Origin of the sequence: Dactylosporangium sp. NBC_01737 (assembly GCF_035963215.1) — a bacterium.
Classification (GTDB): Bacteria; Actinomycetota; Actinomycetes; order Mycobacteriales; family Micromonosporaceae; genus Dactylosporangium.
Genome location: NZ_CP109153.1, coordinates 1884809 through 1899062, shown reverse-complemented (window position 1 = coordinate 1899062; position 14254 = coordinate 1884809). Strand labels below are relative to the sequence as shown.

Below are 14254 nucleotides of genomic sequence, written 5' to 3'. Positions count from 1 at the left end.
GGGTGTGGCGGATGGACCCGGCAGACGACGGGCGCTGGAGCAACGAGCCGACGGCGGTGCTGCGCCCGGTCGGTGAGGGCGCGCACAGGGCGCCCGATCCGCACGGCGAGCTGCCGACCCAGCCGCTCGACCCGCGCCTGGCCGACCCCGCCAACGCGCCGACGGTGCACCTGCCGCTCGTGACGGCCAGGCCCGAGGTCGTGTCCGACGCGCCGGTCGTCGAGCAGACCGCGCCCCCGCCGGGACCCGGCGACGACGAGAGCACCGGCACGGTCGTGCGCAACAGCAGCACGATGGCGATCCTGAGCCTGGTGAGCCGGGCCACCGGCTTCCTGCGGGCGGCGGCGATCGCGGCCGCGATCGGTGGCTTCGCCGTCGGCGACGACTACACGCTCGCCAACAACCTGCCCAACCAGATCTATGAGCTCCTGCTCGGCGGCGTGCTCGCCAGCGTGCTGATCCCGACGCTGGTGCGGGCCCGCAAGGAGGAGCCCGACCGCGGTGAGGCATATGCGCAGCGCCTGCTGACCCTGGCGGTGGTCGCGATCGGCGCGGCGACGCTCGTCGTGATGCTGGCCGCGCCGCTGCTGACCGCGGTCTACACGCTCGGCAACGACAAGGTCACGGCGACCGACCGCGACCTGATCACGCTGCTGGCGTATCTGCTGCTGCCCGAGATCTTCTTCTACGGGCTGGCCGGCATCTTCGCGGCGATCCTCAACGTGCGCGGCCACTTCGCCGCGCCGATGTGGACACCGATCCTCAACAATGTCGTGATCATCGCCACGGCCGGCGTGTTCTTCCTGGTGCCCGGTCCCGGCCTGCCGACGCCCGAGACGATCACCCTGGCCCAGGTGCTGGTGCTCGGCATCGGCACCACGCTCGGCATCGTCGTGCAGTCCCTGGGCCTGTGGCCGGCGCTGCGCAAGGCCGGCTTCCGCTGGAAGTGGCGCTTCGACTTCGGCAAGCTCAACCTCCGGGAGCTCGGCAAGCTCGGCTCCTGGATGCTGCTCTACGTCGGCGTCAACCAGATCGGCATCACCGTCGTGATGGCCCTGGCGAAGAACAACGCCCTGCGCGGCGGCGACGGCCCGGCCGTCTTCAACAACGCCTTCCTGATCTTCATGATGGCCCACGGCATCGTCGCGGTGTCCGTGATCACCGCCCTGATGCCGCGGATCTCCTCCGCCGCGGCCGACGGCCGCTTCGGCGACGTGACCGACCAGCTGTCGCAGGGCACCCGGCTGGCCTCGGTGATCCTGATCCCGGCCGCCGCGGTCTATGTCGTCCTGGGCCAGCCGCTCGCGGTGACGCTGTTCGACTGGGGGCAGTATGACTACGACACCGCCCTGGCGACCGGCTGGGTGGTGAGCGCCGCGGGCCTGGGCCTGCTGCCGTTCGCGCTGAGCCAGATGCAGACCAGCGTGTTCTATGCGATGCGCGACACCCGCACGCCGGCACTGGTCAACATCGGCGGGGTCGCTGTCCGCCTGGTGCTGGACGTCGCCTTCTACTTCATCCTGCCGATCGCGGCAGTCACGGCCTCGCTGATGGTCGGCACGGCGCTGTCGTTCGTGGCGACGCTGCTGTTGGGCTACGGGCTCCTGCGGGTGCGACTGGGCCGGCTCGGCCTCGCGAAGATCGCCGACACGCTCGCCCGGCTGGCGGGTGCGGCGGCGGTCGGCGGCGTGCTGGCATTTGCCGTCTCGTGGGGGCTCGGGAAGATTCTCGACCCCGGCAAGATCCTCGGCGTGGTGCAACTCGTCACAGGCGGCACGGTCCTGCTGGTGACCTACGCGGCTGTGGCGCTGGCGCTGCGGGTGCCGGAGGTCCGCCAGTTCGCCGGTCTGATCAAGGGCAAGCTCGGCCGATGATTCCGACCGCATGTTCTCCCGCGCACGCGCCCGCGAGGCCGGCGGCCGAGGGTGCCTGTCCGGGCGGCCGGTTCGTCCCGACGGACGGCCCCGCGAGGGCCGGTCGAGCCGACGAAATGTGGGTGAAAGGTATATGACCGCTATGTCCTGGCATGGGTGATCAATTGGCATCGCCCCGGGTGGTCCGGAGAAGATGACGTGTCGGAACCCGTAGAGCTGACCGGTAAGGTCAACCTCGACGCCCCGCCGGAGCGCTTAGGCTTAGTGACTGCGACTCGCGTTACGACGCACGCCTCAGGTGAGCACACGGATCGGAAGGGAGGACGGGTGGCTGAGCTCGACGAAGGGCTGGAGACCTCGGGGGGAATTCCGCAGGTCCTGACCTTCGGAACCCCATCCGTCGGTGAAATCCTTGCCGAGCGATACCAGCTCGAAGAGCACATCGGCAACGACTCGCTGGGTCGCCAGCTGTATCGCGGGATCGACGTGATTCTGCGGCGGCCGGTGGCGGTCGTCCTGCGCTATCCCGGTGGGGAGAGCGCCAAGGAGATGCTGGGTGCGGCCGTGGCCGCCAGCCGGATCGTCCACCCTCACCTGGTCGGCGTCTATGACGCGATCGACGAGGGTAGCCGGGCCTATGTGGTCCGCGAGTGGGTGGATGGGATCGCGCTGCGCGACATCGTGGCGTCGGGCCCGCTGGACGCCGGCCGGTCGGTGGCGATCGCGTGGGCGGTCACGGACGCCGTGGCGTCGCTGCACGGGACCGGGATGGCGCACGGCAACGTGCACCCCGGCACGGTGCTCGTCGCGCACGACGGGCGGGTCGTGCTGACCGACGCCCGGGCCGACGACCTGGCCACACCTGAGACCGACATCCGCTCGATCGGTGCCGTGCTCTATTGCGCGCTGACGGGTTACTGGCCGCACCGCGAGGCCGGCACCTATTCGGTGCCGGACGGCGTGCGGGACAACTCCGGTGCGCTCGCCGCGCCGCGGCAGGTGCGCGCCGGCGTGCCGACGCATCTCGACTCGCTCGTGACCGACCTGCTCAACCCCGACCTGCCGCTGCCGTCGGCGGAGTCCCTCGCCAGCGAGCTCGCGTCGTTCGGGCAGTTCGAGGACGGCGACCTCGCCGATGCCGGTTCCGGCGGCGACAACGCGCTCGACTTCGAGGCCTTCGACGCCGCGTCGCAGTCCACCGCGCCGCCGAAGCCCGCCGGGCGGAAGCTGGCCGTGGGTGTGGTCGGCCTGCTCGTCCTGGCCCTGGCGGGCACCCTGGCCGCCGCGAAGGTCCTCGGCGACCCCGCCGTGCCCGGTGAGACCCCGCCGTCGACGACCAGCAGCGGCGCGCCGCAGCAGGCCAAGCCGGCCGGGCAGCCGACGGTGCTGAAGATCGACGGCTCGAAGGTCCGGATCGTGAGCCCCAAGGGCCAGCGGGACAACACCGAGGACGCCGCGAAGATGGTCGACGGCAACCAGGCGACGGCTTGGAGCACCGACCGCTACTCCAACAAGGCCAACTTCGGTGGCCTCAAGGACGGCATGGGCGTCTGGATCGACCTCGGCGAGGCCAAGCAGGTCGTCTCGGTGCAGGTCGACCTGGCCACCCCCGGCGCCAGCGGTGAGCTGCGCACCGGCACGGCCGATCTGGGCAGCGGCTCGGAGCAGGACAAGCAGACGGTCGAGCAGTACAAGGTGGTCGACGGCACCGCCAAGGACGGCATGGGCTCCACGAACCTGTATCCGGGCCCGGCCGATCCGACCCGCTACCTGCTCGTCTGGATCACCAAGCTGCCGAAGGAAAGCAGCAGCGGCCGCTACCGGGTTTCCATCGCTGAGATAACCGTTCGAGTCCAGTAGCCCCCACAAGTCGCTCGCGGTCGATAAGGTGCCAGCCGTGGAGGCGGAGCCAGGCGTGCGTGAAACGCCGGATGACACCGCCCTGCTGCACGCCCACGCCGCGGGCGACCCCAACGCGTTCGCCGAGATCGTCCGGCGGCACCGGGACCGGCTGTGGGCGGTCGCGCTGCGCACCCTCGGCGACCGCGAGGAGGCCGCGGACGCCCTGCAGGACGCGCTGCTGTCGGCATTCCGTGCCGCCGGCAACTTCAGGGGCGAGTCGGCCGTCACGACGTGGCTGCACCGCATCGTGGTCAACGCGTGCCTCGACCGCATCCGGCGCCGGCAGTCGAGGCCGACCGTGCCGCTGCCCGAGACCGACATCACACCCGCGCCGGTCACCGACCGCGACACCGCCATGGACGTGCAGCAGGCGCTGCAGCAACTCGGCGTCGAGCAGCGTTCCGCGCTCGTGCTCGTCGACGTCCAGGGGTATTCGGTGGCCGAGGCCGCCGTGATCCTGGGCGTCGCGGAGGGCACCATCAAGAGCAGGTGTGCACGCGGCCGCGCCCGCCTCGCTGTGATGCTCGGCCACCTGCGGAACCCTGTCGGCAGTGGCGGCGTCCCATCACCGAACAGCGCCGAGGCAGCGACCGGGGCGGCAGCGACCAGGAAGGAGGGCGGCTCGTGACGACATTCTCCGACGCCGACTTCGACCTGCTCGCCGACTTCGTCGGTGGGGCGCTGGACGGCACGCCGGAGGCCGACGAGGTCCGCCGCCTGGTCAGCACCGACGACGGCTGGGCCGAGGCCTATGGCGCCCTGGTGACCGCCGAGGTCGCCGTCCGCGACGAGCTGACCGCGCTGGGGGCCGAGCGGCTGCCCATGCCGGTGGATGTCGAGCACCGGCTGAACGCCGCGCTGCAGGCCGCCGTGGTCGCACCGGCGCCGGACGCCCCGGTGCTGGATCTCGCCCGGGCCCGGGCGGCACGCAGGCAGCGCCTGCAGCGGTGGACGGTCGGCCTGGCCACCGCGGCCGCCGTGCTGATCTGCGGCGGCATCGGCGTGTCCGTGGTCTTCGACGGCCAGAACGCCAAGCGTGACACCGCCACCTCCTCCGCCGACGGCGGCAAGGGCGAGGCCGCACCACAGGCGGCACCGTCCACCGCCTCAGGGGGCACCAGGGCGTCCGCACGGGCCGACGCAGCGCTGGTGGCCTCCGGGCAGGACTACGGGCCTGGCACGGTCGGACAGCTGGCACAGGGCTCGCCTCCGGCGGCGATGATGGCCGGCGAAGGCAGCGGGGCCGCCACCGACCAGAGCAAGTCCGCGAAGCCCAACCCCGTGCCCGAGGAGCTGCGCCGCCTGCAAGATCCTCAGGCCAGGGCCGCCTGCCTCAACGCGGTGGTCGGGGAATACGGTGGACAGGTGGCACTGGTCGACTACGCCCGTTTCGAGGGGCGGCCGGCCCTGGTCGTCATCGTCGACGGCACGCGGCTCGGCGCCGGCAAACGCCTGGTCGTCGCCGTCGGGCCGGACTGCGGGATCGGCGGGGCGATCGCCGACGAGCTCTACCGCGGTATTGCCTGACCGTAGTGGTGATGTGGCACACGCGTCACCCCGCAACGGGAATCATCGGTTCGTAGGATGACGTTTTGCTGGCACAGGCTTAACTCGAGGAGTCGACAGTGGACGAGGTCCGCAACCTGATCATCGTGGGGTCCGGCCCCGCCGGGTACACGGCTGCCGTCTATGCGGCCCGGGCCAACCTCAAGCCGCTGGTGATCGAAGGCGTCACCTCCGGTGGGGCGCTGATGACGACCACCGAGGTGGAGAACTACCCCGGCTTCCCCGACGGCATCCTCGGCCCCGAGCTCATGGACAACATGCGCAAGCAGGCCGAGCACTTCGGGGCCGAGTTCATCACCGACGACGCGACCCGGGTGGCGCTGGAAGGCCCCGTGAAGCGCGTGTGGGTCGGCGAGACCGAATACCGTGCCCACGCCGTCATCCTGGCCACCGGCTCCGCCTGGCGCCCGCTCTCCGTCCCGGGTGAGCAGGAGCTGCTCGGGCGGGGCGTGTCCTCCTGTGCCACCTGTGACGGTTTCTTCTTCCGTAACGAGGACATCGTGGTCGTCGGCGGTGGTGACTCGGCGATGGAGGAGGCGACGTTCCTCACCCGGTTCGCCAAGTCGGTGACTATCGTGCACCGGCGGGATTCGTTCCGCGCCAGCAAGATCATGGCGGAGCGGGCGCTCACCAACGAGAAGATCAACGTCCGGTGGAACAGCGTGGTGACCGAGGTCCTCGACCGCGGCGGCCGCGTCGGCGGCCTGCGGGTGCAGGACGTCAACACCGGCGAGGAGACCAACCTCGAGGTCGCCGGCGTGTTTGTGGCGATCGGCCATGACCCGCGCAGCGACCTGTTCCGCGGGCAGGTCGAGCTGGACGACGCCGGCTACGTGAAGGTGGCCGCGCCGAGCACGCGCACCAACGTCGAGGGCGTCTTCGCCGCCGGCGACCTGGTCGACCACACCTACCGGCAGGCGATCACGGCCTCCGGCACCGGCTGCGCGGCGGCGTTGGACGCCGAGCGCTACATCGCGACGCTGTAGTTTCAACAGGTAGAGGGAGTGCGTATGGGAGCCATCCAGCCGGTCAGCGACAAGACCTTCGAGGCTGACGTCCTCAAATCCGAAATTCCGGTTTTGGTGGACTTCTGGGCTGAGTGGTGCCAGCCGTGCCGGAAGATCGAGACGATGCTCAACGAGATCGCCCTCGGTGACCTCGCCGACAAGGTGAAGATCGTCAAGGTCGACATCGACAGCAACCCGGAGACGGCCCGTGCCTACCAGGTGCTCTCCGTCCCCACGCTCACCGTATTCAAGGACGGCGAGCCGTTCCGGTCGGTCGTCGGCGCGAGCCCGAAGAGCGCGCTGGTGCGCCTCATCGAGTCGGCGCTCGAGCCAGCCTGAGCTCAGCTACAAGCATTGACGCGCCCCGCCTTCAGCCAAGGCGGGGCGCGTTTTGTACAAAGGCCGCGTGATGACGCGTCCCTGAGCCGTGAGCGGTACGCTGCGGTGCATTCGCAGGCATTTTCAGGAGGACCACATGCGGGCAATCCGGCGCGGGGCGCGGGGAGCGGCAGTAGCCGAGATCCGCAGCATTCTTGTCGTGCTGGACCTGCTGGTCGACGCTCCTTCCCCCGGGTTTGACGCCGATCCCGAGTTCGACGCCGACACGGAGCGTGCGGTCCGCGCGTTCCAGCAGAGCCATGGCCTGACCGTCGACGGTGAGGTCGGCGACGAGACCTGGCGGTCGCTGGACGCGGCACGCTGGCGGCTCGGTCAGCGGGCGCTGTTCCACACCGTCGGCGACCCGTACATCGGCGATGACGTCCGGCAGTTGCAGGAGCGCCTGCTGGAGATGGGCTTCAACCCCGGCCGCGCCGACGGCATCTATGGCAGCCGCACCGCGCACGCGGTCGCCCAGTTCCAGCGCGAGGTCGGCCTGCGCCCCGACGGCGAGTGCGGACCGGCGACCGTGGGCGCGCTCCGGCGGCTCGGGCGCAAGGTCATCGGTGGCCGGCCGCAGCTGCTGCGCGAGGCGGAGACGTTCCGCGACTCGGGTCCGACACTGCTGGGCAAGCGCATCGTCATCGACCCGGGCCACGGCGGACCCGACACCGGGCACGTCGTGCCCGACGGACCGCTCCGGTGGGCGGAGGCCGACCTCGTATATGACCTCGCAGCCCGCCTGGAAGGCCGTCTGGCGGCCGCGGGCATGCGGGTGAACCTCACCAGGGGTCCGCAGCCCGCAGCGGCTCTCAGTGACCGTGACCGGGTTCAGCTGGCCAACGAGCTCGGCGCCGACCTGCTGATCTCGATCCACCTCGACGGCTACCGCAACCCGGAGGCCGAGGGCGTCGCCACGTATCACTACGGCACCGTCTCCGGCCCGACGTCCATCGTGGGCGAGCGGCTCGCGAAGCTCGTCCAGCGCGAGATCGTCGTGCGCACCGGCCTGCGCGACTGCCAGACGCACGCGAAGACCTGGGAGCTGCTGCGGCTCAGCCGGATGCCCGCGGTTCGGGTCGACGTGGGCTACCTGACGTCGCCGTCGGACCGGGAGCGGCTCATCGACCCCGCGTTCCGTGAGCGGGTCGTCGAGGCCATGATGGCCGCGGTGCAGCGGATGTACCTGCCGGTCGAGGCCGACGTGCCGACGGGCTCGATCGACGTGAGCCTGCTGCGGGCGCTGACCAACTCCAACTCGATCTGACCGCTACAGCAAAAGGGGCCCCGTCCGGGGCCCCTTTTGCGTGCGGGTCTCAGGGCTGCATGCTCCGTGTCGCCGGACGCACCGGCAGGACCGGCCGCAGCAGCGACTCGGGGCTCATCGACCCGAGCAGCTTCTCCAACGCGTACTCCACGTCCGACTTCCACGACAGCGCCGTGCGCAGCTCCAGGCGGAGCCTGGGATAGCGCGGGTGCGGGCGGACCGTCTTGAACCCGATCGACGTGAAGAAGTCCGCAGGAGCGAGGCAGCCCCGCTCGTTGCGGCCGGCCTCGTCGACCTCGCCGAACTTCGCGTCGCCGAACGCCTCGATCGCCTTCACGCCGCGCTTCGTCAGGTCCCGCGCGACGCCCTGGACGAGCATCCGGCCCAACCCGCCGTCGGCGAACGGCTGCACCACGTGCGCCGTCATCAGCAGCACCGCGTCGGGGGAGACCGGCGACGTCGGGAACGCCATCGAACGAGGCACGTACGCCGGGGGCGCGAACATCACGAACCCGGCCGGCATGCCGTCGACGTAGACCAGCTTGCCGCAGGAGCCCCACTCGAGCAGCGTCTGCGACACCCAGGCCTCCTTCTCGAGGCCCGGGTCGCCGTTGGCACAGGCCCGGTCGGCCGCGACCGGATCCAACTCCCAGAAAACGCAGGCGCGGCACGATCGAGGCAGATCCTCGAGAGTGTCAAGCGTCAGACTTACGAGACGTCGCGACATTGGCCCATCTCCGCGCGCTGCTTACGTTCGGTCAACCGTCATGATGGTACGCACCCATCAGCGGCGGTGGGAGTCATCCGGTCAGAGTTCCTCATCTTGCTCGCCCGGTGCCGCTCATCGTCCTCACCAGCACCGCGCGACGCGGTTGCATCACGGTGTGTCCGGCGTCTTTTCCTTCGTCAACGTCGGCGTTTTCGGCTCCTCGCCGGCAGCCTTGTCGGTGCTCGCGCCGTCGTCGGCCGGAGCGCTGGCGGCCGGCTCCGGTGGTTCCACGTGTATCCCTGCGTCGCCGAGCGCGGCGTCCGGATCGACGGTCCGGGCCTCCTCGCGGAACCTCGCCGGCGCCGTCCAGTTGATCCGCGGGGGCTCGGCAAGCGGCCGGCCGCCGAACTCCGCCAGCCATGCGGCGACCAGCGCCAGGTTTTCCCGCCACTGGTCCTCCGGGATCGGCGGCAGGATGTCGTCCCACAGCGCGAGGAACGTGCCCTGCAACTGCAGGCGTCCATACGGTCGCGCCAGGAACCACAGATGGAGATGCGCCGCGCCGTCGCCCCACCGGTTCACGTGGACCCGCGCGACGCCGTCGAGAGAACGGATCGCCCGCTCCAGCCGCACGGTCATCACACCCAGCTCGGCGGCGAGCATGTTCGGCAGGTCGCCGAGGTCCAGGTGCGACCGCGACTCGAGGATCAACACGGCCGGGAGCCCGGTCGGCCGGTCGAGGCTGCGCACGCGCCACCGGTCACTCACCCAGATGTACGCCTCGTCCGGCGCCCCGCACGCCCGGCACTCGGCCGGGTTGTCGCCGTGCCGCGGCGGCTCGATCGGCACGGGGTCGAGCAGGCGCTTCACCCGGAGGTCACCCTCGAAAGGGAACGTCGGCCAATAAGTAAACGAGGGCAGCTGCGATGGCGTCTCGGGCACGTGCCCGACCCTAGCCGAACGCGGCGCCGGTGTCCGCACCCTGTGGGCAGTGCACCCATCTGGACCTTCGTCCACAGGCACCCAAGCCCTCTACCACGTGGTTTCACGTGAAACGGCGAACCTGTGGATAACCCCTGTGGATAAAGTTCGCTCAGCGCCATCCTGAGAGCAAAGCGAAACGGCCGGACTTTTGGGTCCGGCCGTTCTGATTCGGCTTTTCGCGGCGGTACGGCGCAGCTGCTCCCGTTGGCCCTGTCGGTGCTGGCGTTACTGCTCCCGCTGGCCTCGCTGGTCGACGCCGATGATCCCGACGATCCGCTCGAGGTCGTCGACGGTCGCGAACTCGATCGTGATCCGTCCCTTGCGCTGACCGATGTCGACCTTGACCCGGGTGTCGAACCGGTCCGAGAGCCGGTCCGCGAGATCGGACAGCGCCGGCGCGTGCGGCTTGGCGCGACGCTGCGGCGCGGCCTTCTTCGCCGTGGCGCCCTCGGACACCGCGAGCGAGACCATCTCCTCGGTGGCCCGGACCGACAGCCCTTCGGCGACGATGCGGTGCGCGAGCGTCTCCTGCTCCTCGGAGCTGTCGAGTCCCAGCAGTGCGCGGGCGTGCCCGGCGGAGAGCACACCCGCCGCAACCCGGCGCTGCACCTGTGCGGGGAGGTTCAGCAGCCGGATCGTGTTGGAGATCTGCGGACGGCTCCGGCCGATGCGCCGGGCCAGTTCCTCGTGCGTCGCGCCGAACTCTTCGAGGAGCTGCTGATACGCGGCCGCCTCTTCCAGCGGGTTGAGGTTGGCGCGGTGGATGTTCTCGAGGAGTGCGTCGCGGAGCATCGCGTCGTCACGGGTTTCCCGGACGATCGCCGGGATGACGTCCTTGCCGAGCGCCTGGGCGGCGCGCCAGCGACGCTCGCCCATGACGAGCTCGTACTTCTTCGTGACGCCCGCGTCGCCCTCGTCGCCTTCGGCCTCGATCGGCTCGGGGAGCTCGCGGACGACGATCGGCTGGAGGAAGCCGACCTCCTGGATCGAGGTTTTCAGCTCCTCGATCGCCTCGTCGTCGAAGACCTGCCGGGGCTGCTTCGGGTTCGGCACGATCGAGGTCACCGAGATCTCGGCGAAGCGCGCGCCGGGGACCGGGGCGAGCTGCTCCACCGGAGCGGCAGTCACGCCGTTCGTGGGGGAGTCGGTCGCGGCCGGGGGAGTCGCCAGCGCGGTGGCGGTGCCGCCCGCCCCGGTCTCGGCCGGCGCGGCGGTGGGGATGAGGGCACCGAGCCCTCGTCCGAGACCTCCACGTCGGTTCGACTTCATGCCACTCCTCCAACCTGCGCGTCTTGCGCACCGCGCAGCGCGATCTCCTGCGCCGCCTCGAAGTAGCTCACCGCACCGCGGGAGCCCGGGTCGTACGTCATCACGGACTGGCTGTAGCTCGGCGCCTCGGACACCCGGACGTTGCGGGGGATGACCGCGTTCAGGCACTTCGGGCCGAAGTGGTTCCGCACGTCCTGCTCGACGAGGTCGGCGAGCCGCGTGCGCCGGTCGTACATCGTCAGCAGCACCGTCGAGATGTCGAGCTTCGGGTTCAGGTGCGACCGGACGAGCTCGATGTTGTTCGTGAGGGCCTGCACACCCTCCAGCGCGTAGTACTCGCACTGGATCGGGATCAGGACCTCCTCGGCGGCGACGAGCGCGTTGACCGTGAGCAGGCCGAGCGACGGCGGGCAGTCGATGAAGATGTAGTCGTAGTCGCTCCCGCCGGCCTCGATGGCCCGCTTCAGGCGCGACTCACGGGCGACGACGGAGACCAGTTCGATCTCGGCGCCGGCGAGGTCGATCGTCGCGGGGACGGCCCACAGGTTCGGGATGCCCTCGACCTGTTGGGTCACCGCGTCGAGCGGTGCGCCGTCGATCAGGCAGTCGTAGACGTCCGGTACACCGGAGTGGTGTGGGACGTTGAGACCGGTGGAGGCGTTGCCCTGCGGGTCGAGGTCGATCACCAGGACGCGGTTGCCGTGCAGCGCCAGGGCGACGGCGATGTTGACCGCCGTGGTGGTCTTCCCCACCCCGCCCTTCTGGTTTGCCACGCACATGGTGCGCCGCCGTGGTGGGCGGGGCATGGTGATCTCCCCGCTCGGGTTGAGGATCTCCACGGCGCGCTTGGCCTCCTGTGCGAGCGGGGGGTCTTCGGTTTCACGTGAAACGTACGCGTCAGTCATTGCGCCCTCGGTATCCGCGGTGACGACGGACGGGTGTGGCCGGGGGGACGGAGTACTCCGTCGCTCGGACCTCATGTCGGCTCTCGTCTCGGCTTTCGCTTCGTCTGCAGCGGATTGTGAATCGGCTTTGGGCACGACCGGTTTTCCGCCCCGGCCGTAAACAGTACCGGTAGTTGCACGATCGACCCGCCCGCTGCCGCGAAACTCCACCGTGGCGCCGCGTGTCGTATCGGCAGGATTCTCAGCCCGCGGTTGAGGGACGGGTCGAGCGGGCGGACGGACCCCCCAGCCCTCTATTCCCTCGCCGTTGCGTGCCGCCTCGCCAGCCCTCGTTTCACGTGAAACATGAGGGCCGGCGTCGCCGTAGTCCGGGTTATCACCGCTGTCGCGCACCATGTCAGTCCCGTCCTGCTCGGAAAGATGTGCACTGCCGGCCGTCAGCGACGCGGTGCCCACCTCCGGAGCACCGCCCGACACGAGGTCTTGATTGGCCGCGGTGACCGGCGCCGGGAACGCAAGAACGGCGCGCGGCCAGCCTACGGCGCACAGGCGGCCTGAGCTATGGCTCATCGGCGCGTCGTCGGTCTTGTCACTCTCACCCGGCCGCAAGAAGACCAAAAAGCCGTCGACTCGGCGGAGAAGACCGCCGAGTCGTTTCGCCGGCGCCATCGGCCAGCCGCTGCCACAGTTCCTGATGTCCATCGTCGAACCCCCGCGTTCCCCCGTATCCGGGGACGCTCTCGGCCCGCCCCCGGGTTTACCGCCCGCGCTTGCCTTTCCGGCGCTGCGCGATTTCCCGTTCCCGCACGATCTCGACGACTGTCGTCGGCTCGGCGAGGACGGCGTCCCCGCACAGGTGTACCGACGGCGCACCCGCGCCGAGCCGGCTCAGGGCCTCCGCGTGCTCGGCGATCTCTGCCGCGGCGGAAGCTCCCTTAAGCGCAAGCAGTCGCCCACCAACGGCGGTGAGGGGGAGACACCAACCGGCAAGCCGGTCCAGTGGTGCGACTGCTCTGGCGGTGACGACATCGGCGAGGGGGAGCTTCCCGACGCACTCCTCTGCCCGCGCCCGGACCACGGTGGTCCGCTCTAGGCCGAGCGCCGTCACCGCTTCGGAAAGGAACGCGGTACGTCGTGCGAGCGGCTCGACCAACGTGACGAACAGGTCGGGACGAGCCACTGCCAGCACCATACCGGGCAGCCCGGCGCCGGAGCCGACGTCGACGACCGTGGCGTCCGACTGAATCAAATCGCCGAGGACGGCGCAGTTGAGCATGTGCCGTTCCCAGATCCGCGGCGCTTCCCGCGGCCCGATCAGCCCTCTGATCACCCCGTCGGTGACGAGCAACTGAGCGAACCGCTCAGCCAACGGAAGCCGATCGCCGAACACCTTCTCGGCGGCGGGCAGCACCTCTTGCGGAACAGCACCATCCATACGGTCAAGCAAATCACGCTCGCCCCGCCCGCCGGCCCGCGAGGGCAGTCCCGGGCCGCTACTGCTGTGCGGCCCGGGACCCATGTTTCACGTGAAACGTCGCTCGGCAGCCGCGACGGCGTTGCGGAAGAGCATGGCCACGGTGGTGGGACCCACCCCGCCGACGCGCGGCGTGATGGCACCGGCCACCTCGGCACAGGACTCGTCGACGTCGGGCAGAAGCCGGCGACCCTCGTACCGGACGCCGCCACCGATGACAACGGCACCGGGCTTCACGTGCTCGGGCTGGATGATGCCCGGCACACCGGCGGCGGCGATGAGAATGTCGGCCCGCTGGGTGTACCGCGGCCAATCGGCGACACCGGTGTGCACGACCGTGACGGCGGCGTTGGCCGTCGGCCGCTTCTGCGAGAGCAGCATCGCGAGCGGCCGGCCCAGGGTCGCGCCGCGTCCGAGGATCACGACCTCCCGCCCGCTGACGGGAATCTCGTAGTGCGCGAGGAGCGCCTCGATGCCGGCGGGCGTGCAGGGGAGCGGTCCGGGCATGCCGGCCGCGAGACGCCCCAGGTTCAGCGGGTGCATGCCGTCGACGTCCATGTCCGGGTCGACGCGCTGCAGGGCCACGTCGTAGTCGAGGTGCTTCGGCGTCGGATACTGGATGAGCAGACCGTGCACATCGGGATCCGCGTTGAACCTGTCAATGACGGCGTGCAGCTCATCCTGCGTGGTGTCGGCGGGCAGGTGCTCGTGCGGCGACGCGAACCCGAGCTCCGCCGCTTGGCGCTGCTTGATGCGGATGTACCCGGCGCTCGCATCGTCGTCGCCGACAAGAATCGTCGCGAGCGACGGGACGACACCGCGGGCGCGGAGCGCGGCGACGCGGGTGGCGACGTCGGCCAGGATCTGCTCGGCCACGGGGGCGCCGGGCAGGAGTACGGCAGTGGTCGTGGACATACGA

Annotated in this window: 13 protein-coding genes; 7 read left to right on the top strand and 6 right to left on the bottom strand. The window is 70.2% G+C overall.

From position 1 onward, the window contains the following. Positions 1-11: 11 nt before the first annotated feature. The 7 genes from murJ to OHA72_RS08200 all read left to right on the top strand — a co-directional run bounded on the left by murJ (position 12) and on the right by OHA72_RS08200 (position 7994). Positions 12-1874 carry a murein biosynthesis integral membrane protein MurJ gene (gene murJ, locus OHA72_RS08230; RefSeq protein ID WP_327007235.1) on the top strand — a complete coding sequence of 621 codons (1863 nt, stop codon included), beginning with the start codon at positions 12-14 and terminating at the stop codon, positions 1872-1874. Between the two features lie 264 nt (positions 1875-2138). After that, on the top strand, positions 2139-3734 hold the full coding sequence (locus tag OHA72_RS08225) for a protein kinase (RefSeq protein ID WP_442788705.1): 1596 nt from the start codon (positions 2139-2141) through the stop codon (positions 3732-3734). A gap of 28 nt (positions 3735-3762) precedes the next feature. Continuing rightward, positions 3763-4404, top strand: a complete 642-nt coding sequence (gene sigM / locus OHA72_RS08220) for an RNA polymerase sigma factor SigM (protein ID WP_442788538.1) — start codon at positions 3763-3765, stop codon at positions 4402-4404. Then, a complete protein-coding gene (locus OHA72_RS08215) occupies positions 4401-5303 on the top strand; it encodes an RsmA family anti-sigma factor (RefSeq protein WP_327007233.1) in 903 nt (300 codons plus the stop codon). Before sigM ends, OHA72_RS08215 begins: the two co-directional genes overlap by 4 nt. Positions 5304-5401: 98 nt before the next feature. After that, on the top strand, positions 5402-6328 hold the full coding sequence (gene trxB / locus OHA72_RS08210) for a thioredoxin-disulfide reductase (protein WP_327007232.1): 927 nt from the start codon (positions 5402-5404) through the stop codon (positions 6326-6328). A 24-nt stretch (positions 6329-6352) separates the two neighbouring features. Next, positions 6353-6688, top strand: a complete 336-nt coding sequence (trxA, locus tag OHA72_RS08205; RefSeq protein WP_327007231.1) for a thioredoxin — start codon at positions 6353-6355, stop codon at positions 6686-6688. 136 nt (positions 6689-6824) lie between these two features. Further along, positions 6825-7994 carry an N-acetylmuramoyl-L-alanine amidase gene (locus OHA72_RS08200; RefSeq protein WP_327007230.1) on the top strand — a complete coding sequence of 390 codons (1170 nt, stop codon included), beginning with the start codon at positions 6825-6827 and terminating at the stop codon, positions 7992-7994. 49 nt (positions 7995-8043) lie between these two features. Here the strand turns inward: OHA72_RS08200 and OHA72_RS08195 are convergent, their stop codons facing one another. The 6 genes from OHA72_RS08195 to OHA72_RS08170 all read right to left on the bottom strand — a co-directional run bounded on the left by OHA72_RS08195 (position 8044) and on the right by OHA72_RS08170 (position 14250). Further along, positions 8044-8721: a GNAT family N-acetyltransferase gene (locus OHA72_RS08195; RefSeq protein ID WP_327007229.1), complete on the bottom strand. Its 678-nt coding sequence runs from the start codon at positions 8719-8721 to the stop codon at positions 8044-8046. Between the two features lie 150 nt (positions 8722-8871). Then, positions 8872-9624, bottom strand: a complete 753-nt coding sequence (locus OHA72_RS08190; RefSeq protein ID WP_327011506.1) for a hypothetical protein — start codon at positions 9622-9624, stop codon at positions 8872-8874. Positions 9625-9912: 288 nt separating this feature from the next. Beyond that, positions 9913-10956 carry a ParB/RepB/Spo0J family partition protein gene (locus OHA72_RS08185; protein ID WP_327007228.1) on the bottom strand — a complete coding sequence of 348 codons (1044 nt, stop codon included), beginning with the start codon at positions 10954-10956 and terminating at the stop codon, positions 9913-9915. Further along, the gene (locus tag OHA72_RS08180) at positions 10953-12257 is read right to left on the bottom strand and encodes a ParA family protein (protein ID WP_442788704.1); all 1305 of its coding nucleotides are present in this window, start codon (positions 12255-12257) and stop codon (positions 10953-10955) included. Before OHA72_RS08180 ends, OHA72_RS08185 begins: the two co-directional genes overlap by 4 nt. 361 nt (positions 12258-12618) lie before the next feature. Beyond that, on the bottom strand, positions 12619-13296 hold the full coding sequence (gene rsmG / locus OHA72_RS08175) for a 16S rRNA (guanine(527)-N(7))-methyltransferase RsmG (protein WP_327007227.1): 678 nt from the start codon (positions 13294-13296) through the stop codon (positions 12619-12621). Positions 13297-13383: 87 nt separating this feature from the next. After that, complete coding sequence (locus OHA72_RS08170) at positions 13384-14250, bottom strand: bifunctional 5,10-methylenetetrahydrofolate dehydrogenase/5,10-methenyltetrahydrofolate cyclohydrolase (protein WP_327007226.1); 867 nt, start codon at positions 14248-14250, stop codon at positions 13384-13386. Between the last annotated feature and the right edge of the window lie 4 nt (positions 14251-14254).

Excerpts from the sequence above, each read along its gene's own strand:
- murJ (WP_327007235.1), top strand. The coding sequence starts at position 12 with ATGGACCCGGCAGACGACGGGCGCTGGAGCAACGAGCCGACGGCGGTG.
- trxA (WP_327007231.1), top strand. The coding sequence starts at position 6,353 with ATGGGAGCCATCCAGCCGGTCAGCGACAAGACCTTCGAGGCTGACGTC.
- OHA72_RS08200 (WP_327007230.1), top strand. The coding sequence starts at position 6,825 with ATGCGGGCAATCCGGCGCGGGGCGCGGGGAGCGGCAGTAGCCGAGATC.
- OHA72_RS08195 (WP_327007229.1), bottom strand. The coding sequence starts at position 8,721 with ATGTCGCGACGTCTCGTAAGTCTGACGCTTGACACTCTCGAGGATCTG.
- OHA72_RS08185 (WP_327007228.1), bottom strand. The coding sequence starts at position 10,956 with ATGAAGTCGAACCGACGTGGAGGTCTCGGACGAGGGCTCGGTGCCCTC.
- OHA72_RS08180 (WP_442788704.1), bottom strand. The coding sequence starts at position 12,257 with ATGGTGCGCGACAGCGGTGATAACCCGGACTACGGCGACGCCGGCCCT.
- rsmG (WP_327007227.1), bottom strand. The coding sequence starts at position 13,296 with ATGGATGGTGCTGTTCCGCAAGAGGTGCTGCCCGCCGCCGAGAAGGTG.
- OHA72_RS08170 (WP_327007226.1), bottom strand. The coding sequence starts at position 14,250 with ATGTCCACGACCACTGCCGTACTCCTGCCCGGCGCCCCCGTGGCCGAG.